Origin of the sequence: Intrasporangium chromatireducens Q5-1 (genome assembly GCF_000576575.1) — a bacterium.
In the GTDB taxonomy this organism is placed as follows: Bacteria; Actinomycetota; Actinomycetes; order Actinomycetales; family Dermatophilaceae; genus Intrasporangium_A; species Intrasporangium_A chromatireducens.
Genome location: NZ_AWQS01000048.1, coordinates 1 through 23,541, shown reverse-complemented (window position 1 = coordinate 23,541; position 23,541 = coordinate 1). Strand labels below are relative to the sequence as shown.

19 protein-coding genes are annotated in these 23,541 nt (G+C 71.3%); 9 read left to right on the top strand and 10 right to left on the bottom strand.

Annotated features, from left to right (window positions below):
- Nucleotides 1-106: 106 nt before the first annotated feature.
- The 4 genes from N864_RS08265 to N864_RS08250 form a co-directional block, all read right to left on the bottom strand.
- Nucleotides 107-1,018, bottom strand: coding sequence for an ABC transporter substrate-binding protein (locus N864_RS08265; protein WP_034715547.1), 912 nt, complete (start codon nt 1,016-1,018; stop codon nt 107-109).
- 168 nt (nt 1,019-1,186) lie between these two features.
- Nucleotides 1,187-2,347 carry a ScyD/ScyE family protein gene (locus N864_RS23590; protein ID WP_051518349.1) on the bottom strand — a complete coding sequence of 387 codons (1,161 nt, stop codon included), beginning with the start codon at nt 2,345-2,347 and terminating at the stop codon, nt 1,187-1,189.
- 276 nt (nt 2,348-2,623) lie between these two features.
- Nucleotides 2,624-3,046 (bottom strand): hydroxyphenylacetyl-CoA thioesterase PaaI, encoded by a 423-nt coding sequence (gene paaI, locus N864_RS08255; protein WP_051518348.1) that lies wholly within the window; start codon nt 3,044-3,046, stop codon nt 2,624-2,626.
- Nucleotides 3,039-4,235, bottom strand: a complete 1,197-nt coding sequence (locus N864_RS08250) for a 3-hydroxyacyl-CoA dehydrogenase NAD-binding domain-containing protein (protein ID WP_240474261.1) — start codon at nt 4,233-4,235, stop codon at nt 3,039-3,041. Before N864_RS08250 ends, paaI begins: the two co-directional genes overlap by 8 nt.
- Nucleotides 4,236-4,373: 138 nt before the next feature.
- Between N864_RS08250 and N864_RS08245 the strand changes: the two genes are divergently transcribed.
- The 4 genes from N864_RS08245 (at nt 4,374) to N864_RS08230 (ending at nt 8,061) form a co-directional block, all read left to right on the top strand.
- A complete protein-coding gene (locus tag N864_RS08245) occupies nt 4,374-4,763 on the top strand; it encodes a phage holin family protein (protein ID WP_034715545.1) in 390 nt (129 codons plus the stop codon).
- A gap of 83 nt (nt 4,764-4,846) precedes the next feature.
- Complete coding sequence (locus N864_RS24620; protein ID WP_155892870.1) at nt 4,847-5,005, top strand: hypothetical protein; 159 nt, start codon at nt 4,847-4,849, stop codon at nt 5,003-5,005.
- A 29-nt stretch (nt 5,006-5,034) separates the two neighbouring features.
- Entirely contained in the window at nt 5,035-6,744 is a 1,710-nt protein-coding gene (gene paaN, locus N864_RS08235; RefSeq protein WP_034715543.1) for a phenylacetic acid degradation protein PaaN, read from the top strand.
- 21 nt (nt 6,745-6,765) lie between these two features.
- Nucleotides 6,766-8,061 (top strand): MFS transporter, encoded by a 1,296-nt coding sequence (locus tag N864_RS08230; RefSeq protein WP_034715541.1) that lies wholly within the window; start codon nt 6,766-6,768, stop codon nt 8,059-8,061.
- Nucleotides 8,062-8,120: 59 nt separating this feature from the next.
- Here the strand turns inward: N864_RS08230 and N864_RS08225 are convergent, their stop codons facing one another.
- The 5 genes from N864_RS08225 to N864_RS08205 form a co-directional block, all read right to left on the bottom strand.
- Nucleotides 8,121-11,114, bottom strand: a complete 2,994-nt coding sequence (locus tag N864_RS08225) for an AAA family ATPase (RefSeq protein ID WP_034715539.1) — start codon at nt 11,112-11,114, stop codon at nt 8,121-8,123.
- Nucleotide 11,115: 1 nt separating this feature from the next.
- A complete protein-coding gene (locus N864_RS08220; RefSeq protein WP_034715536.1) occupies nt 11,116-12,312 on the bottom strand; it encodes an exonuclease SbcCD subunit D in 1,197 nt (398 codons plus the stop codon).
- Nucleotides 12,313-12,434: 122 nt separating this feature from the next.
- On the bottom strand, nt 12,435-12,950 hold the full coding sequence (locus N864_RS08215; protein ID WP_051518347.1) for an NUDIX hydrolase: 516 nt from the start codon (nt 12,948-12,950) through the stop codon (nt 12,435-12,437).
- Nucleotides 12,951-12,978: 28 nt separating this feature from the next.
- On the bottom strand, nt 12,979-13,371 hold the full coding sequence (locus N864_RS08210) for a phage holin family protein (RefSeq protein WP_338033628.1): 393 nt from the start codon (nt 13,369-13,371) through the stop codon (nt 12,979-12,981).
- Nucleotides 13,372-13,385: 14 nt separating this feature from the next.
- Complete coding sequence (locus N864_RS08205) at nt 13,386-14,456, bottom strand: 6-phosphofructokinase (RefSeq protein ID WP_034715532.1); 1,071 nt, start codon at nt 14,454-14,456, stop codon at nt 13,386-13,388.
- Nucleotides 14,457-14,618: 162 nt separating this feature from the next.
- On the opposite strand from N864_RS08205, the gene hisC reads away from it, so the two are divergent.
- The 3 genes from hisC (at nt 14,619) to N864_RS08190 (ending at nt 17,601) form a co-directional block, all read left to right on the top strand.
- Nucleotides 14,619-15,713, top strand: a complete 1,095-nt coding sequence (gene hisC / locus N864_RS08200; protein WP_034715529.1) for a histidinol-phosphate transaminase — start codon at nt 14,619-14,621, stop codon at nt 15,711-15,713.
- 70 nt (nt 15,714-15,783) lie between these two features.
- Entirely contained in the window at nt 15,784-16,137 is a 354-nt protein-coding gene (locus N864_RS25040; RefSeq protein ID WP_081793547.1) for a DUF3040 domain-containing protein, read from the top strand.
- Between the two features lie 171 nt (nt 16,138-16,308).
- A complete protein-coding gene (locus tag N864_RS08190) occupies nt 16,309-17,601 on the top strand; it encodes an AAA family ATPase (protein ID WP_034715526.1) in 1,293 nt (430 codons plus the stop codon).
- Nucleotides 17,602-17,704: 103 nt separating this feature from the next.
- Here N864_RS08190 and N864_RS24615 read toward each other — a convergent pair whose 3' ends face one another.
- Entirely contained in the window at nt 17,705-19,333 is a 1,629-nt protein-coding gene (locus N864_RS24615) for a PucR family transcriptional regulator (RefSeq protein WP_034715523.1), read from the bottom strand.
- Between the two features lie 145 nt (nt 19,334-19,478).
- Between N864_RS24615 and N864_RS08180 the strand changes: the two genes are divergently transcribed.
- Nucleotides 19,479-21,509 carry a hydantoinase/oxoprolinase family protein gene (locus N864_RS08180; RefSeq protein WP_034715520.1) on the top strand — a complete coding sequence of 677 codons (2,031 nt, stop codon included), beginning with the start codon at nt 19,479-19,481 and terminating at the stop codon, nt 21,507-21,509.
- Nucleotide 21,510: 1 nt separating this feature from the next.
- On the top strand, nt 21,511-23,487 hold the full coding sequence (locus N864_RS08175; protein WP_034715518.1) for a hydantoinase B/oxoprolinase family protein: 1,977 nt from the start codon (nt 21,511-21,513) through the stop codon (nt 23,485-23,487).
- The last annotated feature ends 54 nt before the right edge of the window (nt 23,488-23,541 follow it).

Genomic DNA, 23,541 nt, shown 5'->3' with positions numbered 1-23,541 from the left:
GGGCGTGGATCGCGCCCGGCCGGTCCGCGGTGCTCGCTGTGGCCGTGTCGGTGCTCGTGCTCGTTGGCTCCGTGCTCATGGCTTCCTCACGGTTCAGCGTGCGTCATCAGGGGTTCAGCGCGAAGTCCGTGATTCCGCCGGACTCGACACCCCACTTCTTGAGGGCCGCGTCGTAGCTGCCGTCCGCCTTCGCCGCCTTGAGCGCGTCGACGAGGGCGTTGGCGAAGTCGGTCTCGGACTTGGGGACGACGTAGCCGTACGGCGCCGAGTCGTAGACGTCGCCGAGCTTCTCGAGCTTGCCCTGGAACTGCTTGATGGCGTAGAGGCCGATGGGCGAGTCGGCGAGCATCGCGTCCGCCTTGCCGCTGACGACGTCGGCGGTGACCTGGTTCTGTCCGTCGTGCGGGAGGATGTGCACGGCCGGCTTGCCGGCGTCGGTGCACTTCTTGCTCTTGGCGGAGATGTCGTCGAACTGCGTCGTGCCGGTCTGGACGCCGATGTTCTTGCCGCAGGCGTTGTTGGGGTCGATCTTGGCCGGGTTGCCCGGCTTGGTGACCCACAGCGTGCCGGCCTTGTAGTAGCTGACCATGTTGACCTTGGCCTTGCGCTGGTCCGTGATGGAGAAGGACGAGACGCCGATGTCGTACTTCCCGCTGTCGACGCCGAGGATGATCGCGTCGAACTTCGAGGGCGAGTAGTCGACGGTGACGCCGAACTTCGCGGCGACGGCGTTGAAGAGGTCCGCGTCCCAGCCCTCGACGGTCTTGCCATCGGCGGCCAGCATCTCGTTCGGGGCGTAGGTCGGGTCGATTCCCACGACGATCTTGCCGGCAGACTTGATCTTGGCGGGCAGCTTCGCAGCGAGGGCCTGGTCGACGGTGCCGGTCGGGCCCGGCGCGCTTGACGTGTTGTTGCCTCCACCGCTGCCACCGGGGGAGAGCGAGTTGGAGCCACAGGCGGACAGCGTGAGCCCGAGGGCGACGGCGCCCGTCGTTGCCACGAGGGAGAGGCGGCGCATCAGAGGTCCTTCCAGGATCGACCCGGGCAACGTCGCCCGGCGGTGTCCCGATCCTGCCACTGATGCATGGGAGGAGCACCCCTGTCCACGGGAGTTTCACGGTGGGGCGCGGACGTTCCCTCCGCGTCCGCGCCCCACCGCTCGTTCCGGGGTATGCCGCTCAGCCGGCTACCGCTTGAGCCGCACGATCGAGCCGGGCGCCTTCACCTGACCGGTCTGGAAGTCCACATCTGCCATCTGCCCGACGTAGAGGTAGCCGCCGTGGACCTCGACGGACAGCGGCCGCTCGAAGTTCATCGCCGTGCGGACCATGCCGTGGCGGTCGATCTTGGAGATCTTGCCGCCGAACAGCTCGGTGACGTAGACGGTCCCCTCCGGGGCGACGGCGAGGTTCGTTGCGCCGAGGAACCCGCCGGCCACCCGCTTGGCCCGGCCCGTCTTGGCGTTGACCTTGTAGACGGCGCCGCGGGCGCCGAGGCTCGGGCTCTCCGGACCGCCCGGCAGGACCGAGACCCACAGCGACCCGTCCCGACCGACCTCGACGTCGGTGGGGACCGGCTCGAAGGCATAGGTGACGCCCTCGAGGCAGGCCATGGCGTCCGCTGGGGCACCGGACTCGGCGGCGAGCGAGCTGGCCATCTCCGCCGTGAAGGTCACGGGCTGCGGCGGCAGCACGGCGAGCGTCGACACCGTCCCGCGGTCGGTCACCGACCACAGCACGTTGGAACCGGCGTCGGCGACGACCCACCGGTGGCCGCTCCGCACGACGGAGTAGGGGTGGGAGTCGACGCCGCCCTGATAGGTGGGCGGAGGCGCTTGCCCTTCCGGGCCGGCCATCTGGGCCAGGATGCCGTCGACGCAGGCCCTCTTGTTCTGGTCGGCGCCGGGTCCGTAGCTCGTCACGCCGTAGGTGTTGACGTGGTCAGGGTTCCGGGTGGCCTCGACGTGGGCGATGTCGGCCACGACGTCGGCCTTCCCGCGGGCGCGCACGGTGAGGCCGGTGGCGCTGTGGTCGCCGTTGCTCCAGGTCCAGGCGACGGTGCGGCCGTCCTTCGTGACGTCGATCCCGGCGACGTCCCCGCCGTCGGGGCCCGTGGCGATCGGGGCTCTCCCGAGGGCGCCGACGGTGTTCGTGAAGCCGTCGGCGACGTAGACCGTGTTGTGTTCCACGGCGAGGTTGAACGGGGCCATCACGGAGCTGGACAGAACCTTCGTGAGGTTGTGGTGCCCGTGCTTGCTGTCAGCCTGTGCGGCCGGTGCGGTGATCCCCAGGCAGGCGGTCGCGCCGGCGGCGACGACACAGGTGAGTCGGCGAAGGTGCATCGTCATTCGTATCCCTCTGGTCGTGGAGGAGGAGGGCTCGACTGTTCCCCCGAGTGCGAGTCCTCGGCGGCGTCGTGTGACGTCGATCACCCGAGGCTAGGGCCGGCCCGAGAGGCTGTCCTCAGAATCCGCGAATCCCCGTGTCAGCACTGGCTCCTCGCGCCACGGTTCGTCCCGCTCTGTCACCTTTCGCCCGAATCGAAGGGCCACCGTCGAGAGGCCACGAACCGTCGAGAGGCCACCAACCGTCAGGCGGCTTCGGTACCCCGCTGTTGGTGCCGGTCAGGGCGTGCGCAGCGATCGCGAGCGACCGCGGAACTCGGCGATGATCTGGCCGTCGGACTCCCGCCTCACCGTCACGTCGGTGATGCCGCTGCGGCCGAACGCGGCCCGCACGACCCCTTCGGCGACGAGCACGTCTCCCAGTCGACCGGGCGCGGTGAAGGTGATGTCCGCACCTGAGGCGACGGTGGTCGAGCCGCGCGAGTTGCAGGCGAGGGCGAAGCACGAGTCCGCGAGGGTGAAGATGAACCCGCCGTGACAGATGGCGTGCCCGTTGACCATGTCCTGGCGGATCGGCATCCGCACGACGGCACGGTCCTGCTCGAGCAGGTCGATGACCATGCCGAGTCCGCGGGAGGCGACGTCGTCGTCCCACATCCGCTGGGCGAAGGCGACACCGTCGCCGGGCTGCGGCTCACTCATCGAGGCTCCCATCGGTCAGGCCGGGGCTGGGCCGGTAGCGCCCGCCCGGGAAGGCCCGGTCCAGCGCCGCGACGTGCGACGCCACGAGATCGAGCCCGATCTCCCGTCCCCACTCGATCGGGCCCTTGGGATAGTTGACGCCGAGCCGCATCGCGATGTCCACGTCGTCGGCGCTCGCCTCGCCGCGGTGCACGAGGTCGACCGCCTCGTTGACCAGCATCGCGAGGGTTCTCCCGAGCGGGTCGGCCTCGATCGGGCTCGACGAGAGCCGCTCAGCCAGCCCGAGATCGGGCTCGGGGACAGCGGCACCCGGCTCAGCGGCATACGAGAAGACGCCCTGGCCGGTCTTGCGACCGAGCCGGCCAGCCTCGACGAGGCGACGCTGGAACTCCGTCGGCGCGTAGCGCGGGTCGTGACCGGTCTGCTCCCAGACGGACGCGCCGACCGCGTAGTTGACGTCCTGTCCGATCAGGTCGGTCAGCTCGAAGGGGCCCATCCGGAAGCCGCCGCGCTCACGGAAGATCCAGTCGACGGTCGCGGGGTCGGCGAGCCCCTCCTCGACGACGCGCTGCGCCTCGCCGTAGAAGGGGCGGGCGACCCGGTTGACGATGAAGCCGGGGGTCGACGTGCACCGCACCGGCGTCTTGCCCCACGCGGTCATGAGGGCGGCCGCGTGCGCGAGGTACGCCTCGGCGGTCGTCTCGCCGTGGACCACCTCGACGAGACGCATGAGCGGTGGGGGGTTGAAGAAGTGCAGGCCCAGGACGCGTTCGGGGTCGGGGACGGCCTCGGCGACGGTGCTGATGTCGAGGCTCGAGGTGTTCGTGGCGAGGATCGTCGTGGGCGGCTGGGTCTCGGCGACCTCGGAGAGTAGGCGTTGCTTGAGCCCGAGGTCCTCCGGGACGGCCTCGATGACGAGGCCGCACTCCGGCAGGTCGGCCAGCGAGTCCGCCGGACGGATGCGGTCGGTGGTCGCGGTCGCCTCGGACCTGCTGATCCGGCCCTGGTCGACCCGTCGGTCGAGCGCCGCCCGCATCCGGTCGAGGGCCGCCTGCGCTGCTCCGGTGAGCGCGTCGACGAGGACGACGGGGTGCCCCGCGGCCGCCGCCACCTGCGCGATGCCGGCACCCATCGTGCCGGCGCCGACGACGGCGACCGGCCCGAGTTCGCTCATGGCGTCGGTGTCCATGCCCAGCATTGTGCCGTGACGCCCCGTCCCTTCGTGCGAGCGGCCGCAGCGTCCCGTTAGGCCCGGCCCACGGTCGGGTACGCCTCTCGCGGCGGGCCGACAGCACCCGCAACGACCCACGGCTCTACGGAGGGCGCCATGACACAGAGTCCGGAGGGCGGGCCCCGCGAGGCGGCCGCTCGGCTCGGGCAGGACACCGCCGACCTCGTCCGCGCGGAGGTCCAACGCCGCAAGGACGACCTCATCGCCACGGCCTGGCGTTCCAGCACGGCGCTCGCGCTATTTGGGGGCGCCGGGCTCTCTGCGGTGCTGGCGCTTGCGACGACGGAGGTCGCGCTCCTGCGTGGCCTGGAGAAGATCATGCCGAGAGGTCGCGCGGCGTTGGTCCTCGCGATGCTCCACGGGGCAGCGGCCGCCGGCCTCGCGATGGCGGGCCAGCGGGCGATGGAGGAGGCTCGCGAGTCGGCGCGGGAGACGCTTGATCGGGCCAGTGACGACGTCCGGCGCGCTCAACCAGGACCCGCCTGACCGGCGAACCGCGTCGCCGAGCCGCCCCACCAGCGGTTCCGGGGCCCGACCATGGGACGCGACCACACATCACAGGAGGCGACATGCTGGGTTTCCTGGGGCTGCTGCTCCTCATCTGGATCGCGTTCATCGTCATCGGTGCGCTCATCAAGGGCCTCTTCTGGCTCATCATCATCGGGATCGTGCTCTTCGTCGCGACGGCGATCTACGGCTGGGGCAAGCGCGAAGCGCTCAAGCGTTGACCCGACCGCGGTGAACTAGCATCGGCTGCGTGACTGCAACGGCGCCGACCTCGACCCACGCCCTCCTCGACAAGCACGCAGGAGTCCTCGACGAGATCCGCGAGGCGCTCAGGACGCGCTCGTGGTACTCGCGGTATCCCGAGTCGCCGAGCCCGCGGGTGTACGGCGAGACGGCCGCCGCGGACGGCGCCGCCGCCTTCGAGGCGCACCGCAACACGAGGTATGCCGCTGAGCTCGTCTCTGCCACCGACGGACGCTGGGTGGGTGGCGAGGTGTCGCCCTACGGGCCGACGCTCGGGGTCGAGTACCCCGGGCTCGACGTCGACGGCGCCCTTCGCGCTGCTCGCGGCGCCCTCCCGGCCTGGCGGGACGCGGGCCCGCAGGTGCGTGCCGCCGTCTGCGTCGAGATCGTCGACCGGCTCCATCAGCGCAGCTTCGAGATCGGCAACGCCGTGATGCACACCTCGGGGCAGCCGTTCGTGATGGCCTTCCAGGCCGGTGGCCCCCAAGCGCAGGACCGGGCGCTCGAGGCGATCGCCGCGGGGCTGGTCGAGCAAGAGCGGGTCCCGGAGTCGGTGGTCTGGGAGCGCCCCGCCAAGGGGGAGCCGATCCGGATGCAGAAGGACTATCGGATCGTCGGACGCGGCATCGGCCTCGTCATCGGGTGCAACACGTTCCCGACCTGGAACGCGTACCCCGCGATCTTCGCGGACCTGGTGACCGGCAACGCCGTTGTCGTCAAGCCGCACCCCCACGCCATCCTGCCGCTCGCGATCACGGTCGAGGTGGCCCGCACGGTGCTGTCCGAGGCCGGGTTCGACCCGGCCCTCGTGCAGCTCGCGGCGGAGAACGACGGGCAGGGGCTGGCCAAGGTCCTCGCCGAGCGGTCCGAGATCGCGATCATCGACTACACGGGCGGGCCGACCTTCGGCGCGTGGCTCGAGCAGGCCGGGGCCGCCCGCGGCGCGCTGGTCTACACGGAGAAGGCCGGGCTCAACACGATCGTGGTCGACTCGACCGACGACCTGAAGGGGGCGCTGGGCAACCTCGCCTTCTCGCTCTCGCTCTACTCGGGCCAGATGTGCACCGCACCCCAGAACATCTACGTGGCCGACAGTGGCGTCGACACCAACGAGGGCCACCTGTCGTTCGACGAGTTCGCCGACCGCCTCGCCACGGCGGTCCAGCGGCTGACCGGCGACGACGCCAAGGCCGTCGAGATCCTCGGCGCGACCGTCAACGACAAGGTGCGCGGCAACGCCGACTCCCTCGAGTCGATCGCCACGGAGGCCGAGGGCCGGGTCGTGCTCGAGTCGCGTCGGGTGACCCACCCTGCGTATGACCAGGCGGTGGTGCGGGCGCCCGGCCTCGTCGCGGTCGACGTCTCACGCGAGGACGTCTACACCGAGGAGTGCTTCGGCCCGGTCGGCTTCCTCATCCGGACGAGCTCGACGGAGCAGTCCCTGGCCCAGCTCGCTGACACCGTCCACGAGCACGGCGCCATGACGGCGTCGGTCTACTCGACCGACGAGGCGGTGCTCGAGGCTGCTCGCGAGGCGGCGGCCGAGGGCGGGGTCGCGCTGTCCGAGAACCTGACCGGACAGATCTTCGTCAACCAGACGGCGGCCTTCTCCGATCTGCACGGCACGGGGGCGAACCCGGCCGCGAACGCGGCCTACGCCGACGCTGCCTTCGTCGCGAACCGGTTCCGCGTGATCACCTCCCGCCGCCACGTCTGATCCGTCGCAGCGGTCTCAGGCATGACGACGTCCATCGACCAGGCCGCGCTCCAGCGAACGACGATCAGGGCGCTGACCGCCTCGCAGGTCCTCGGCGGCGTCGGCATGGCCAGCGGCATCGCCGTCGGAGCGCTCCTCGCCGAGCAGCTGTCCGGCTCGGAGACGCTCGCCGGGCTCGGCACGACCACACAGGTGCTCGGCGGTGCCCTCATCGCGATCCCGGTCGCCCGGCTCATGGCGGCCAAGGGGCGGCGACCCGGCCTCGCGCTCGGCTACGTCCTCGCCCTGCTCGGGGCGGCCACCGTCGTCACGTCGGCCGTGGTCGGCTCCTTCCCGCTGATGCTCGTCGGCATGTTCCTGTTCGGCGGCGGCACCACCGCCAACGGGCAGGCCCGGTATGCCGCTGCCGACCTCGCCCTGCCCGAGCACCGCGGCCGCGACCTGTCGATCGTGGTGTGGTCGACCACCATCGGCTCGGTCCTCGGACCGAACCTCGTTGGGCCCGGCAAGACCTTCGCCGAGGCGGTCGGCATCCCGGAGCTCGCCGGCTCCTTCCTCTTCTCCCTCGCCGGCTTCGTCCTCGCACTCGTCGTGGTCGCCCGCCTGCTCCGGCCGGACCCGCTGCTGACTGCGCGCGCGCTCGAGCGCGCGGCTCGTGCGGAGGTCGGTGAGCGGCATACGGATGATTCCGGGAGCAGCCACGACGGGTCCATGCGACGCGCCCTGACCACCCTGCGCACGAACGCCCTCGCGCGCGAGGCCGTGCTCGTCATTGCGCTCGGCCACGTCGTCATGGTGTCGGTCATGGTGATGACGCCGCTGCACATGTCGCACGGCCACGCCGATCTCGAGATCATCGGCTTCGTCATCTCGGTCCACATTCTCGGCATGTACGCGTTCTCGCCGCTCGTCGGCATGGCCGTCGACCGGTGGGGCAGCCGGCACACCGCGATGGCGGGCGGGGCGATCCTCGCGGTCGCGGCCTTCCTCGCGTCCCGCTCCGAGGTCGGCTGGTCCGGGCTGCTGCTCGTGGCGCTGTTCCTCCTCGGCGTCGGGTGGTCGTGCACGCTCGTGTCCGGCTCGACGCTGCTGACGAACTCGCTGACCACCGGGGAGCGGCCCGCCGTGCAGGGCCTGTCCGACGTGCTCATGGGCCTCGGCGGCGCGGGGGGCGGGGCGCTGGCCGGCGTCGTCGTCGGCGGCCTCGGGTATGCCTGGCTCGCCGGCGGGGCGGCCGTCGTCGGGGTCGTCATCATGACGATCGCGCTCAGCGCGACCGTTCGTCACGCCAGCCGGGTCAGGGCCGACGCCGGCTGAGCTACGCGTGCAGCGTCACCGTCCACCACGGCGGGCGCCAACCGGGTCGCGTGGCGCCATCAGGCGGTGACCCTGAGCGTCGAGGTGCGGTCGGGCCGGACGACGACCTCGATGCGGTCGGCCACCCGCGACTTCAGCTCGGTCACATGGCTGACGATGCCGACGGTGCGGCCGCCCTCGCGCAGCCCCTCGAGGGTGTGCATGACGTCGTCGAGCACCTCGGGGTCGAGCGTGCCGAAGCCCTCGTCGACGAACAGGGTGCCGAGGTCGACGCCGCCGGACTCGGCTCGCACCACCTCGGCGAGGGCCAGAGCGAGCGACAGGGAGACATAGAAGGTCTCACCGCCGGAGAGCGTGCCGACCTCGCGGACCTGGTTGGTGTGCATGTCGTGCACCCGGATGCCGAGGCCCGACTTGGCGTTGCCCTGCTTGGCGTCCGTGTGCTCGAGCGAGTAGCGGCCCCCGGAGAACTTGGCCAGCTCGGTGTTGGCGACCGACAGCACCTCGGTGAAGCGGCGGATGAGAACGTATTTCGCGAGGTCGAGGTTGAGCTGGTTGTCGCCCCCGCCGGCGACGAGCTGGCCGACCCGGACGGCATCAGCGGTCTCGGCGATCACTGCTGCGTTGCGCTCGAGGGCCAGCTCGACGTCCCCCAGCCGCTGCTTGGTGCGGGCGGCCTGGCTGCGCAGGCTGCCGTGCTCGCTCGTCGCCTGCTCCATCTCCTTCTTCGCAGCGCGCTCCAGGTCGGCCAGCTGGTCGATGTCGTCGAAGAGCGCGTCGAGCTGCACGTCGGCCAGCTCGGGGCCGGACAGACCGGCCCGGACCTCGGTGCACTCCCGCTCGAAGTCGGCGATCGCCCGCTTCGTCGAGGAGATCCACTCCATGTCGCGGTCGGCCTCGAGCCATTCCTCGACCGAGCCGAAGCCGGCCGCCGCGAGGTCGGCGTCGCGAGCGGCGGTGGCCTCGACCACGGCGGCCGCAGCCGCGTCGTGGGCACCGATGGCATCGACGAGGGCATCGAGGTGTGTCGCTGAGGAGGTGAGCGCCGAGCGGCGGCCGGCGACGGTGGCGTGGCCGTCACGCGCGCGCTCGACCTCGGCGGTCTCACGCTCGAGGCGGGCGGTCCAGTCCGCGCGGCTCTGCTCGAGCCGGGCGAGCTCCGACGTGAGGGCGCGGGACTGCTCGCCGAGCTCCTGCTCGCGCCGGCGCAGGGCCTCGAGTCGCTCCGTCCCGGTCCGGACGGCCGCCCCGGCCCGGATCGACTCCGACAGCTCCTGACCAGCCTGTTCCGCCTCGGTGCGCGCCACCTCGTGACTGCGGCCGCCGCACCGGGCCCAGAGCTGCCCGACCTCGGTGCGGAGTGCGCCGAGCTGGTCCGCTCGGGCCGTCGCCGCTGACCGGAGCTGCTCGAGCCGGGCCTCCTCCGCCTCGAGCAGCTCAGGGGTGACTGCCGTCGGACTCGGCCGTGCCGGCGAGGGGTGGTCGGTCGAACCGCAGACGGGGCAGGCGTCCCCGTCGGCGAGGGTCAGCCCGAGCTCGCCGGCGATGCCGTCGATGCGCTCCTGTCGCAACCGGCCCAGCTCGCCCTCCGCGGTGCGCACCGCCTCAAGAGCGGACGCGACGGACGCCTCGAGTGCCGGCACTCGTGCGCCCGCCGCTTCGTGCGCCACGGCGGCGTCCAATCGCTCCTTCGCCTGCTGCGTGGCCTCGGTGCGGCTGTCCTTGAGCGCGTGCAGCCGACGTGCCTCACCGAGCGCGTCGTCCTGTTCGCGGATCTGCTGTGGAAGGGCGCCGAGCTCGGCTGCCACCTGGTCGAGCGCGGCGCGATGCTGGGCGGCCGCCCGAGCCACCCCCTGCGCCTGCTCGCGGTGCGGCTCGAGGACCGACTCCAGCTCCATGGCCGGTGCGAGTGAACCGATCACCTCGCGCAGGGTCGTCGCCTCGCCGCGCAGGGCCGCGACGCCGCGGTCACGCAGGTGCGGCTCGACTCGGCCGCGGGCGGCGACGAGGGCCGCCTCGGCGCGTTTCTGGGCCGCCTCCGCCTGGGCCAGGGTCCGGACGGCGCCGGCGACGGGACGCGCCTGGCCCGCTCGCGCGAGCTGCTCGCCCAGCCGTTGGAAGTCGACGGCTCGCCGACCGAGGTCCTCGTCGCGACGCTGCAGCTCGATGAGCCGCTCGCGACGTTGCATCCGCAAGCGCGCGTCGCCGACCATGTCGGCCATCTGCTGGTGCCGCTCGATCGCCTCGCGGCTCGCCTTGCGGGCGTGGCGCTCCCGGGTGCGCAGCTCGTCGACGACCTCGGCCAGCTCCCCCAGGAGGTCCTCTGGCGTGGACCGGCTCAGCTCCACCAGGGCGTCGCGTCGTTCGTCGGCGAGAGCCGCCGAGACGGCGAAGGCGTGCACCGAGTCCCGGATCTCGTCGACCGCCCGCTGCCGGAGCGCCTGCGCCGCGCGGCCCGCGTCGACGATCTGCTCCTGCACCCTGCGGAAGAAGGCAGTGCCGAAGACCTTCTCGAGCAGCTTGCCCTTGTCCTCGGAACGCGCGCGCAGGAACGTGGCGAACTCGCCCTGCGGCAGGATGACGGTCTGGACGAACTGGTCGCGGGTCAGCCCGACCGCACGCGTGATCTCGTCATCGCAGTCGCCGATGTTCGTCGACAGCAGCTCCCCGCCCTCGAGGTCATCGGGCGAGGCGAGCCGCCACAGCTTGACGCTCGGCTGCTGGACCGTCGTGCCCGTGCCTCGGGACTTCGGCCGCTCGAAGCGGGGGGTCCGGCGCACCCGATAGATCCCGGACTGGGTCTCGAAGATGAGCGTGACGACCGGGATGGTGCGTGGGTCGGCATGGTGGGAGTGGATCCGCTCGACATCGGCGGCGGCCTGGGCGACCTTGCCGTAGAGCGCGAAGGCAATGGCGTCGATGATCGTCGACTTGCCGGACCCGGTCGGCCCCTCGAGGAGGAAGAGGCCGGCGCGGCCGACGGACGCGAAGTCGATGCGCTCGGTGCCGGCATACGGCCCGATCGCGGTCATCTCCAGCAGATGCAGCTGCACGTCACGCCACCTCCTGGGCCTCGGCGAGCTGCTGGGCCTTGACGGCGGCCTCGAAGCCCGCGGTGAACACCTCGAGCTCGCCGTCACTCGCCGTCGTCTTCGTCACGTGGGCGATGAAGTCGGCGCCCAGCTCGCGCGGGTCGCGCTCGCTCACCGGCGTCGTGCCGCCGCGGCGCCGCTCGACGGCACCGTCCGGCTCGTGGAAGACCTGCAGCGTCTGCGGGAAGCGGGACTTGAGCCGGTCCATGAGGGAGTCGGGCCGGACCCGGTCGGTCACCGTGACGCGGACCCATGACCCCTCGTGGTCGCTGAGCGACTCGTCGGACAACAGGTCGTCGAGACGGCCCCGCAAGGTGGCCATCGGCCGGGGCTGCTCGACCTCGACCGGGGTCACCTCGACCGGCCCCACCGCCGGCACGTCGACGAGCAGCACCACCTTGGTGTGGTCCTGCTCCGAGAAGGAGTAGCGCAGTGGCGAGCCGGAGTAGCGCACCACCGAGCCCTCGCCGCACTCGGGCGCCTGGGGGCCGTGGAGGTGGCCGAGGGCGGCGTAGTCGATCCCCGCGAAGACCGTGCCGGCGACGCGGTCGACCCCCCCGACGGCGATCGACCGCTCGGAGTCGCTCGGGTCGGCCCCGGCCACGAAGGCATGTGCGAGCACGATGCTGCGCAGACCGGTGCGGCCGGCCAGGTCCGTCCGGATCCGGTCGCAGGCGGCCGCGAGCACGGCCTGGTGCGACCGGGCGAGGGGCTCGCCGCCGCCGGCGAGCAGCACCCGCGCATGGTCGACGTCGAGGTAGGGCACCCCGTAGATCGCCGCACCCACCCCGTCGGAGCCCTCGAGCAGGACGGGGAGGTCGAGCCGGGTGGGGTCGGTGATCATCCGGATGCGGTCGCGGAACAGCCCCGCGCCGTAGCCGAGCCGGATGGCGGAGTCGTGGTTGCCCGACGTGATGACCACCGTGGTGACCTGGGACAGGCGCGCGAGGGTCCACTCGAACAGCTGGACCGACTCGACCGGCGGCACTCCCCGGTCGTAGACGTCACCGGCGACGAGCACCGCATCGATGGGCACCCCGTCGGCGGGATCCTCGACCAGCCGACAGATGCGCTCGAGCACCGCGGACTGCGCCTCGTGGAGGTTCACGCCGTGGAGCGTGCGCCCGAGGTGCCAGTCGGAGGTGTGGAGCAACCGCATGCCCCGACGTTAGGACGTGGCGCCGACAGTCCCTCCACGGACACGCCTCGTGTGACGGATGAGGTCGTATGCCGCTGGGCCGGCTTCCACGACCGGGGCTGGCCGGGCGGAAACGGCGCGGGCTAGTCGGTGGCAGCGCTCAGCAGCCGACCCGGCTTCTTCGGAGCGGCCTCCGCGGCGAGAAGGTCGACGATGCCGTGGGTGTCGCCGTCGGCGTCGCCGAGCTCGGAGGGGTTGATCCACTCGGCCTTGCGGGCTTCGCTCGCCAGCCGCAGCGTGGGCCGTTCGTCGAGCTTGACGCGGAAGACGACGTCGACCACCTGGCCCGCGGGATCCACCCGCGTGATGACGGGGTCGCCCGGGTCGATGTCGAGGCCGACCTCCTCCGCCACCTCGCGGCGGACACCGTCGGCCGGCTCCTCACCGTGCTCGAGCAGCCCGCCGGGCAGGCTCCACCCGAGCCGGTGCGGCTGCCAGAGGAAGAGGACGTCGCCGTCGTGCTCGAGGAGGCAGACGGCGCCGACCGTGTAGTTGGGGGCGCCGAGGCGTACGGCCGCCCGCCGGACCGGCCCTGGCAGCTTGCGGAAACCGACCAACGCTGCGGTCCCCGCCTTGCGCCGAAGAGTGGGCATGTCCATGGCCTCACCCAACCACACGGTCAGGGGGTCAGTCCTTGGGGTTGAAGAAGCCGAGGATCATCGAGACGAAGGTGATGACGAGCGAGCCGATGACCGCGTCCCAGAAGAAGTGCTCGACGTGGAAGGCGAGGTCGAACTTGCCGGCCACCCACGAGGTCAGCTCCAGCATCAGCGCGTTGATGATGAAGACGAAGAGCCCGAGCGTCAGGATGATGAACGGCAGGGAGATGAGCTTGGCGAGCGGGCGCACGAAGGCGTTGATGATCCCGAAGATGAGGGCGACGATCACCACCGTGCGCACGACCGCCCAGGTGTCGGGGTTGGACCCGAAGGTGATGCCCGGGACGAGCCAGGCGGCGATCCACAGGGCGATGCCGTTGATGACGGTCTTGATCGCGAAGTCGGCGAGCATGGCCGTCATCCTTCCATGGGAGCTCAGCCCTCGACGGGAAGACCGGGGTGGTCGTCTCCGGGCAGGCGCGGCTGGAACATCGTGTTGAGGCGCAGCAGGTCGGGCGTGACGGTCTTGAGCGACCCGATGGCGTCCTTGACCGGCACCCGCGTGATGCTGCCCTGTTGCAGCGCGACCATCTCGCCCCACGCGCCGTCGAGCGCCGCCTCGATCGCCGCCACACCGAACCGGGTGCCGAGCATCCGGTCGAAGGCGACGGGGGAGCCGCCGCGCTGGATGTGCCCGAGGACCGTGGTGCGGGTCTCGATGCCGGTCCGGCCGTGGATCTCCCGCTCGAGGATGTGCCCGATCCCGCCGAGCACCTTGTGGCCATAGCTGTCGACCTCTGGCTCCGGGATCTGGAACGTGCCGGGCTTCGGCAGCGCGCCCTCGGCCACCACGATGATCGTGGCGTAGCGGCCCTTGCGGTGCCGCCCGACGATGCGCTCGCAGACCTCCTCGATGTCGAACGGGTCCTCCGGGGTGAGCGTCATCGCGGCCCCACCGGCCAGGCCCGACCAGATCGCGATGTGGCCGACATGCCGGCCCATCACCTCGACGACGAGGACGCGGTGGTGTGACTCGGCCGTCGTGTGCAGCCGGTCGATCGCGTCCGTGCAGATCTGCACGGCGGTCTGGAAGCCGAACGTCATCTCGGTCAGCTGGATGTCGTTGTCGATGGTCTTCGGCACGCCGATGACGGGGAAGCCGTTCTGGTGCAGCTCGTTGACGACGGCCATGGAGCCCTCGCCGCCGACCGCGATGATCGCGTCGAGCCCGTGCCGGTCGTAGGCCTTGCGGACGAGCTTCAGGCCGTCCTCGCGCGCGAACGGCTGGTCGCGGGACGTCCCGAGGATGGTGCCACCGCGGGGCAGGATGCCGCGGCAGACCTCGACGTCGAGCGGCTCGTAGTCGTCCTCCATGACGCCCCGCCAGGCGTTGCGGAAGCCGATGACCGTGCTGTCGTAGGTGACCTCGGCGGCGCGAACCGCGCCGCGGATGACGGCGTTGAGGCCGGGGCAGTCCCCGCCTCCCGTGAGGATCCCGATGCGCATGGGCTGGTCTTTCGTGAGTGGTGCGTGGGCCAGGTGTCGGGGCAGCACTGACGCGACACTGTGAGCCTAGCCACAAGCAGGGGTATGCCGCTCAGCCCGGTCGCCCTGCGGCCACCCTCCCGCTCGGGTCGGCCCCGGTGGGCCGCCCCTATCCTTGGCCGCATGAGCGACGAGGCCCTCTCCCCGAACCGTGTCCGCCTGCGCGAGGTCCTGGCGCAGCTGCCGGACTACAAGCCGGGCAAGCCCGCGACGGCGCCGCCCGGCGTGACGGCCTACAAGCTCTCCTCCAACGAGAACCCGTACGGCCCGCTCCCCTCGGTGCTCAAGGCGGTCGACGAGGCGGCGACGACGATCAACCGCTACCCCGACATGGCGGTCAGCGCGCTCACCCAGCGACTGGCCGAGGCGCTCGACGTGCCCGCCGAGTGCATCGCGACGGGGACCGGGTCGGTCGCCGTGCTCGCGCAGGTCGTCCAGGCCGCCTGCGACGCGGGAGACGAGGTCGTCTTCGCGTGGCGCTCGTTCGAGGCCTACCCGATCGTGGCGCAGCTCGCCGGAGCGAAGCCGATCATGGTCGGTCTCGACGCCGACGCCCGCCACCGGCTCGACGCGATGGCCGCAGCCATCACCGACCGCACCCGCGTCGTGCTCGTCTGCACCCCGAACAACCCCACCGGCCCCGCCGTCCACGGCGACGAGCTCGAACGCTTCCTGGCCCGGGTCCCGGACGACGTGGTCGTCGTCGTCGACGAGGCGTACGTCGAGTTCGTTCGCGACCCCGAGGCGGTGAAGGGGCTCGAGGTGTGGCGCAAGCACCCGAATGTCGTGGTGCTGCGGACCTTCTCGAAGGCCTACGGCCTCGCCGGCCTGCGCGTCGGGTTCGCCGTGGCCCACCCGCCGGTCGCCGCGGCGATCCGCAAGACGGCGACGCCGTTCGGGGTCAACTCGCTGGCGCAGGTCGCCGCGATCGCCTCCCTCGACGCCGTCGACGAGCTGACCGAGCGGGTCGAGTCGATCGTCGCCGAGCGAGACCGTGTCGTGCAGGCGCTCGCCGACCAGGGCTGGAAGCTGCCCCGGACGGACGCCAACTTCGTCTGGTTCCCGTTGGGCGAGCAGTCCTCCGCCTTCTCGGGCGCGTGCGAGGCGGTCGGCCTCATGGTCCGCCAGTACGGCGACGACGGCGTGCGCGTGACGATCGGTGAGTCCGAGGCGAACACCCGCCTGCTCGAGGTCACGGAGAAGTTCGGCGCGCGCTGAGTCCTTCGCGACCAAGGCCGGCCCCGGCGCCGCTCGCACTGTGGCGCACGGAGACCATGAGGACTTCCCGATGCTGGGTAATGGATCTGCGAGGCGGCGAACGTGGCCATCACGTCACACCCACATCGGTCCGCGGTTGGAGGCCAAAGTGGCACTTTCGGAACATGAGCAGTATGTGATCGACCAGATGGAGCAAGCGCTGTCCGCCACGGACCCCAGGTTCGTCGCGCACATGGCGCGCACCCGCCAGTCCTGGCGGCGACACCTCCGAGTCGCGCTGAATGTGCTTGCCCTTGCCGCCGGCCTCCTGCTCGTCCTGCTCGGCGTGTGGCTGGTCACGGTCTGGGTCAGCGTCCTCGGCTTCCTCGTCGTCGTGACGGGGCTGGTGTGCGTCATCCGGCTCCGCACGACGCACCGGCGATGAGCGCTCTCGAGCCTCGACGGCGCCACCGCGAGGACGACTGACACTGCCCTTGCCGCAGGTCTGTGCCCCCAGCCGCGCGCAGGTCTGTCCACCCAGCCGCCCGTGTGGGCGCGCGGCCGCCGCGCAAGCGCGCGCGAACGCGATGTCGGCCCAGCGGCATACGGTCTGCTCGTGCTCACCTGTGTCGCCGTCTCGGGCTACCGCTCACTGCGTGACGTCGTCGTGCCCCTGCACGGACTCGACGTCGTCACGGGCGCGAACGGGACCGGCAAGTCGAGCCTCTACCGCGCGCTGCGCCTGCTCGCCGGGTGCGGGCGCGGAGACGTCATCGGCAGCCTCGCGCGTGAGGGTGGCCTCCAGTCCGCTCTGTGGGCGGGGCCGGCGACGCTGGACGGCGCCCGCAAGAGGGGGTATGCCGCTCAAGGGGTCGTGCGCAGGGGCCCGGTCAGCCTGCGGCTGGGTTTCGCGGGCGACGACTTCGGCTACCTCGTCGACCTGGGGCTGCCGCAGCAGGAGTCGGGGGCGACCGGGTCGGCGTTCCTGCGTGACCCGGAGATCAAGCGTGAGGTGGTGTGGTCGGGGCCGGTGATGCGACCCGGCTCCGTTCTCGTGCGCCGACGCTGGTCGGTCGTCGAGGCTCGCGCCACCGGGGACAGCGAGGTCGACGCCACGTGGGCCGACGAGTGGGAGTCCGACCCGGCCGGTCGCGGCAGTGCCTCCGCTCGGGCGCGTGGGTGGGCCGAGCTGACCCGGTCGCTCCGGCCGTGGGAGTCGATGCTCACCGAGCTGGCCGACCCCGAGCGGGCACCGGAGCTGCTCCGGGTGCGGAGGCTCGTCGCGGGCTGGCGCTTCTACGACTCGTTCCGCGCCGACCCCGGCGCGCCGGCGCGGCAGACGCAGATCGGCACCCGGACGCCGGTGCTGTCCGACGACGGCGCCGACCTCGCCGCGGCGCTGCAGACGATCCGCGAGAACGGCCGGTCCGGCCTCGACGCCGCCGTTGCCGACGCCTTCGACGGGGCCATCCTCGAGATCGCCGTGACCGAGGGCCGGTTCGACGTCGAGCTGCACCAGCCGGGGATGCTCCGCCCGCTGCGGGCGGCGGAGCTGTCCGACGGCACCCTGCGTTACCTCTGCCTCGTGGCGGCCCTGCTCAGCGCCGACCGGCCGCCTCTGCTCGTGCTCAACGAGCCCGAGACGTCGCTGCATCCGGAGCTGCTGGCGCCGCTCGCCCGGCTCATCCGGTCGGCCGCCGAGCTCTCGCAGGTCATGGTCGTCTCGCACTCCGAGGCGCTGATCCGTGAGCTTGGAGTGGCCGACGACGAGGACGAGGACGACGCGGCGCCGGTAGGCCCCGGCACGCCCGCACGGCGGGTCACCCTGTCCAAGGACCTCGGCGAGACGCTCGTCCGGGGTCAGGGCCTGTTGACGAAGCCGGCCTGGAACTGGGGCTCGCGCCGCTGAGCTGGCTCACTGGAGCCCGTCGGGGCGGGCCCGTCCCGTGAGTCCTCGTCGGCCAGCCGGTCGTGGAAGGCGCTGGAACTGGGGCTCGCGCCGCTGAGCTGGCTCACTGGAGCCCGTCGGGGGCGGGCTCGTCCCGTGAGTCCTCGTCGGCCAGCCGGTCGTGGAAGGCGAGGTAGAGATTGGCGAGGACGGACGGCGAGGTGATCGGTGCCTCGACGATCTCCTCGATCCGGCGCAGCCGGTAGCGCACCGAGTTCGGGTGCAGGAAGAGCCGCAGGGCGGTGCGCTGGATGTCGAGCCCCGTGGCGAGGTAGGCGACGGCCGTGTCGGCGAGGTCGGGGCGGTCGAGCAGGTCCCCGAGCTGCTGCTGCGTCTTGTCGTGGATCGCTTGGCTGCTGCGGCTGCTCATCAACCAGGTCGCGAGGTCGACGTCCTCGAAGCGGACCACCATCCCGGTCGTGCGGGGGCCGGCCGTGGACCTCGTTCGGAAAGGGGCGCGCTGGTTGGTCCGGCGCTGCGCGACGAGGGAGGCCCGCCTGGCGTCCCGGAAGCTGCGGCGGGCGAGACCGAGGTCGGTGAACGGCTCGCTGACGCCGACGTGATGCGGCCCGGCCAGCCCCTCGGCCCACTCGAGGAGCGCCGCGCTGTCGGCGCCGAGCCCGACGAGGCCGACGACGTCGTCGGCCTCGCGGGGCCGGAAGATGATGGGCAACCCCTGGGACTGGGCCTCCTGGGCCAGCTCGTCGAGGAGGCCCTCGTTGATCCCTGAGTCCGCACCCGCGTGGGGCAGGCGAGCCGAGACGAACGCGCGCAGTGGCGCCTGCGGCCGGAACCGGAACTGCCCCAGGCGGTCCCACAGGGACGGGATCTCGTTGGGCTCGACGACCCCGCGCAGCCGGGTCAGCAGCTCGGCCGCCTCCGTCCGCGCCTGGGTCGCCTGCAGGGCACTGGCTCCGCGGATCGCGGCGAGCAGGCGCTGGGCCGAGTCGAGGATGGGTTCCGCGAGATCGTCGAGGACGCTCTCGCGGAACGACCCGATCGCGATCCAGTAGCCCATGCCGCCGAGCACCGTCGGCCGCGTCGCGACGTGCCAGCGCCCGACGGTGAACCGTTGCCGGCGCGGTTCCCGGGCCCGGATCTCGGCCCAGACCAGACGGGCCGGGCCCGCGCCGGTCGACGTCACGACCGCGCCGGCCTCGTCGTAGACGATGGCCATCCCCTTGATGATCGCGCCGATGCGGCTGACCAGGGTGGTGAGGGGCTGGTCCGAGCCGAGCGCCGACAGCAGGTCGGTCTGCAGCCAGAGCGCTCGTTTGACGAGATAGGTCTCGGCGGACGCCAGCGAGCGGTTGACAAAGCTCTCGACCTGGAGGAAGGGCACCTCCGCCGCGACGGTGAGGAGGGTCAGCTGGTGCTCCTGGGCCGCCTCGACGAGCATCGGCGGCACCTGCGGGAAGTGGACGTCGACACCGAACGCGAGGCCGGCCACCCGGGCGGCCCTGAGCTCCTCGACGAGCCGCACCTGCACGGCGGGGTCACTGTTGCCGACGAAGCGCAGCCCGGTCGTCAACATGAGCCAGCCGGGCTCGAGCCATCGCGCCGGGTTGTCGATCTCCATGGTGTGGGCGCCCCGGACACGAGTCTCGAGGTCACCGGGGACGACCACTGCCAGCCCGAGGCTCTCGTTGGCGACGAGGTCCTCGATGGTGAGGTGCGACGTGGATCCGGGCATGGGCCGATCGTGCGCACTTTTGGTGGATCGCACAAGAGCCGTCCGAGGTTCGTGTGCCACGGACAATGCGCGCTGCCGGGCCGCCGGGGCATGGTTCTTGACAACCAGATCGCACCGGAGGGTGGATCGTACAAGGAGGTACGTCATGAGTCGACTCAGAGTGGCGGTCGATGTGGGTGGCACGTTCACCGACGTCTGCATCTTCGACGAGACACAAAGGAGCGTCCGGGTCACCAAGGTGCCCTCGACCCCCGACGACCCGATGCGGGCCGTCATCCAGGGCGTCGAGCGGGGACAGGTCGACCTCGAGCAGGTCGCGCTCTTCTCGCACGGCACGACGGTCGCGACGAACGCGCTCATCACCCGCCGGTTCCCCGCGGCCGCCCTCATCACGACCGAGGGCTTCCGCGACGTCATCGAGACCCGGGACGGGACCAAGGACGACCTGTGGGACGCCTACCACGACGTCAGTGGGCCGTACATCCGGCGCCGGGACCGCTTCGAGGTGCGCGAACGGGTCGGCCACCGCGGCGAGGTCATCACGCCGCTCGACGAGCGCCAGGCGAGGCAGCTCGCCGAGCTGCTGGGGCGGCGCGGTGTCGAGACCGTGGCCATCTGCTTCATGAACTCCTTCCTCAACCCGTCCCACGAGAAGCGCATGCGCGAGATCGTCGAGGAGGTCCTGCCCGATGTCGCCGTCTGCACGTCCGCGGAGATCCTCCCGGAGATCTTCGAGTACGACCGGTTCAACACGACCGTGGCCAACGCCGTCCTGTCACCACTCGTCACCGGCTACGTCAACCGGCTCGAGGGCCGGCTGCAGGAGGGCGGCTACGACGGCGACCTGCTGCTGCTGCACTCGGGTGGCGGGTCGATGACCCCACGGACCGTAGGTCAGTACCCCGTGCGCCTCGCGGCCTCCGGCATCGCGGCGGGCGCCATCGCGGCAAAGCACGTGGCCAGCCAGTGCGGCTTCCCCAACGCGATCGGGCTCGACATGGGCGGCACGTCGACCGACATCTGCCTCGTGCACAACGGCGAGCTGCGGGTGACCAAGGAGTGGAGCGTCGAGTACGGCCACCCGATCATCTTCCCGAGCATCGAGGTGCTCACCATCGGTGCCGGTGGCGGCTCGATCACCTGGCTCGACGCGGCCGAGTCGCTGCGCAACGGCCCCCAGTCCGCGGGCGCCGACCCCGGTCCGGCCTGCTACGACACGGGCGGCACCGAGCCGACGAACACCGATGCCAACCTCTATCTGGGCCGGCTCGGGACGACCCTCGCCGGTGGCGCGAAGACCCTGGACCGCTCCCTCGCGGAGCAGGCCGTCACGACGATCGCCGACCGGCTCGGCCTCGGCGTCGACGACACAGCCGGTGCCATCCTCAAGGTCGCCAACGCCAACATGGCGGACGCCGTGCGGCTCGTATCGATCCGCCGCGGCTACGACCCGCGCGACTTCGCGCTCGTCGCGTTCGGCGGAGCCGGTGCCTTGCACGGCGTCGAGGTGGCGCGCGAGCTGAGCATCCCCACGGTCCTCGTGCCGCCGAACCCCGGTGTCACCTCGGCCCTGGGCTGCCTGCTCGTCGACATCCGTCACGACCTGTCCGCGATGTACGCCAAGCTCGCCGACGAGATCAGCGACGACGAGTTCGAGGCGGCCTTCGCCGACCTCGAGGCCGAGGCCACCCGTCGGCTCGCGCACGAGAAGGTCGCCCCCGACAACGCGATCCTGCAACGGTCGATGTCGCTGCGCTACGCCGGCCAGTGGCGCTCCCTCACCATCGACGTGGGCTCCGGGCCCAGGGCGCTGGCCGACGCCATCCAGCGCTTCCACGAGGAGCACGAGCGCGAGTTCGCGTTCCGCCGCGACGACAGCCCTGTCGAGATCTACCAGATCGGGCTGCAGGCCATCGGCACGACGCCGAAACCCGAGTTCGCACAGCACGAGCTGCGGCCCCTCGAGGCACCCGCACCCGACGCGTTCCGCGAGGTGTGGTTCGAGGACGTGCGCTGGACCCAGACCCCCATCTACCACCGCGACCGACTGCCCGCCGGCACGCGAGTGCCCGGCCCGGCCATCATCGACCAGCTCGACTCGACCGTGGTCGTGCCACCCCGGTCGACCGCCGAGGTCGACGCCTTCCTCAACATCCGCATCCACCTGGAGGACTGACATGACCGCCACGCTCACCCCAGTGCGGCAACGCCAACTCGACCCAGTGACCTTCGAGGTCCTCAAGAACGCGTTCGCGACCTCCGTCGACCTCATGTCGGAGCAGATCCTGCGCACCTGCTACTCGTTCGTCATCTACGCCCGCGACTTCAGCTCCGCGTTGTGCGACGCCGAGGGCAACACCGTCGCGCAGGGGACCGGTGACATCGCGGTCCACGTCGGCACGCTCCACTTCCAGGCCAAGGCCGTCATCGAGGCGTTCCCCGGCGCGATCAACCCGGGCGACGTCTTCGCCATCAACGACCCCTACCGGGGCGGCACGCACATGAACGACATCTCGTTCATCCGGCCGATCTTCGTCGGTGACGAGCTGATCGCGTTCGCCCAGAACAAGGGCCACTGGGCCGACCTCGGCGGCACCGTGCCCGGCTCGTTCGACGTCTCGGCGAAGGACCACTTCGGGGAGGGCCTACGCATCCCGGCCCTGAAGATCTGGGACCGCGGGGTCTTCCGCGAGGACGTCGCCCAGCTCATCGTGCAGAACACCCGCACGCCCGAGATCGGGCTCGGTGACCTGCATGCACAGGCCGAGGCCACCGCGGTCTGCGAGCGCGAGCTGCTCCGCCTCGTCCAGCGCTACGGCAAGGACACCGTCCTGACCGCGATGGCGGAGGTGCAGGACTACGTCGAGGACATCGTCCGGGCCAAGGTCGCGGCCCTGCCGGACGGGGTCTGGGAGACGACCGACTACCTCGACTCCAACCCCGGCCACGCCGAGGGACTCGTCCCGATCCGGATCAGGATGACGATCGACGGCGACACGATCCACTACGACCTGAACGGCTCGGCGCCGGCCGTCGACACCTTCCTCAACAGCGGCTACGGCGCCACGTTCTCCGCGCTCTATGCCGGCACGAAGACGTTCTTCCCCGAGATCCCGCTCAACTCCGGCTTCTACCGGGCCGTCCTCGGCGACCTCGGGCCGGAGGGGACGGTCGTCAACGCCGGCTGGCCCGTCGCCGTCACCGGCTTCTGCTCCGGCGTCTACGAGAAGATCATGAACGGGATCGTCGAGATCTGGTCGCAGATCCTGCCCGAGCGGGCGATGGCCTGCTCGTTCAACCTCGAGTACCTCCTCGTCGGTGGCCGCGACGGCCGCTCCGAGGACCAGCCGTTCTTCATGTGGTACGACTGGATGTCCGGCGGCTGGGGCGGCCGGCGCGACAAGGACGGCTCGAGCTGCACGGCGCCGACCTTCGGCCCGGGCCTGGCGACCCAGTCGATGGAGGGCCAGGAGCGGCTCACCCCCGTCGTCACCTCGTGGAACCGTCTCGTCACCGACTCGGGCGGCCCGGGCCGACAGCGCGGCGGCCTCGGGGTCGAGAAGGGTGGCCTGCTCACCGACGCGCAGAAGTCGGTGATGTCGTACTGCTGCGACCGGGCCCGGTCGGTGACGTGGGGCATCGAGGGTGGCCTGCCGTCGATCCCGCAGGGCGTCTGGCTCAACAAGGGCACGCCGGACGAGCGCTTCCTGGGCGCGATCTTCTCCAATGTCGCTATCACATCCGGAGATTCGTTCACCCGCCCGTCGGCCGGCGGCGGTGGCCTCGGTGACCCGCTCGAGCGCGACCCCGCCGCCGTCCTCGAGGACGTCATCGACGGGTACGTCTCCATCGAGCGCGCCAGGAAGGACTACGGCGTCGTGGTCCACCCGGTCCGGCCCGAGCTGGACGAGTACGAGATCGACGCGCCCGCCACCGCCGAGGTCCGCGAGCACATCCGAACCCACCGGCACGAGTGGATCGAGCAGGACCCACAGTCGGTCGCCGAGCGCTACCGCGTCGGTGAGCTCGACGAGCTCGACCTGGTGCGGCAGTACGCCGTCATCGTCGACTGGGGCACCGGCGAGCTGCTCCCCGAGACGACGGCCGAGTTCCGTCGCACGTACGCGCGGAGGGCCTCCTCCCACTGGGCCTGAGCGCCGACACCCGGCTGAGCGGCATACGAGCGTCTCGTATGCCGCTCAGCCGCG

What these genes read in the sequence shown, in the direction of transcription:
- N864_RS08265 (WP_034715547.1), bottom strand. Translation starts at nt 1,018, where the DNA reads ATGCGCCGCCTCTCCCTCGTGGCAACGACGGGCGCCGTCGCCCTCGGG.
- N864_RS23590 (WP_051518349.1), bottom strand. Translation starts at nt 2,347, where the DNA reads ATGACGATGCACCTTCGCCGACTCACCTGTGTCGTCGCCGCCGGCGCG.
- paaI (WP_051518348.1), bottom strand. Translation starts at nt 3,046, where the DNA reads ATGAGTGAGCCGCAGCCCGGCGACGGTGTCGCCTTCGCCCAGCGGATG.
- N864_RS08250 (WP_240474261.1), bottom strand. Translation starts at nt 4,235, where the DNA reads ATGGACACCGACGCCATGAGCGAACTCGGGCCGGTCGCCGTCGTCGGC.
- N864_RS08245 (WP_034715545.1), top strand. Translation starts at nt 4,374, where the DNA reads ATGACACAGAGTCCGGAGGGCGGGCCCCGCGAGGCGGCCGCTCGGCTC.
- N864_RS24620 (WP_155892870.1), top strand. Translation starts at nt 4,847, where the DNA reads ATGCTGGGTTTCCTGGGGCTGCTGCTCCTCATCTGGATCGCGTTCATC.
- N864_RS08230 (WP_034715541.1), top strand. Translation starts at nt 6,766, where the DNA reads ATGACGACGTCCATCGACCAGGCCGCGCTCCAGCGAACGACGATCAGG.
- N864_RS08220 (WP_034715536.1), bottom strand. Translation starts at nt 12,312, where the DNA reads ATGCGGTTGCTCCACACCTCCGACTGGCACCTCGGGCGCACGCTCCAC.
- N864_RS08215 (WP_051518347.1), bottom strand. Translation starts at nt 12,950, where the DNA reads ATGGACATGCCCACTCTTCGGCGCAAGGCGGGGACCGCAGCGTTGGTC.
- N864_RS08210 (WP_338033628.1), bottom strand. Translation starts at nt 13,371, where the DNA reads ATGACGGCCATGCTCGCCGACTTCGCGATCAAGACCGTCATCAACGGC.
- N864_RS08205 (WP_034715532.1), bottom strand. Translation starts at nt 14,456, where the DNA reads ATGCGCATCGGGATCCTCACGGGAGGCGGGGACTGCCCCGGCCTCAAC.
- hisC (WP_034715529.1), top strand. Translation starts at nt 14,619, where the DNA reads ATGAGCGACGAGGCCCTCTCCCCGAACCGTGTCCGCCTGCGCGAGGTC.
- N864_RS25040 (WP_081793547.1), top strand. Translation starts at nt 15,784, where the DNA reads ATGCTGGGTAATGGATCTGCGAGGCGGCGAACGTGGCCATCACGTCAC.
- N864_RS24615 (WP_034715523.1), bottom strand. Translation starts at nt 19,333, where the DNA reads ATGCCCGGATCCACGTCGCACCTCACCATCGAGGACCTCGTCGCCAAC.
- N864_RS08180 (WP_034715520.1), top strand. Translation starts at nt 19,479, where the DNA reads ATGAGTCGACTCAGAGTGGCGGTCGATGTGGGTGGCACGTTCACCGAC.
- N864_RS08175 (WP_034715518.1), top strand. Translation starts at nt 21,511, where the DNA reads ATGACCGCCACGCTCACCCCAGTGCGGCAACGCCAACTCGACCCAGTG.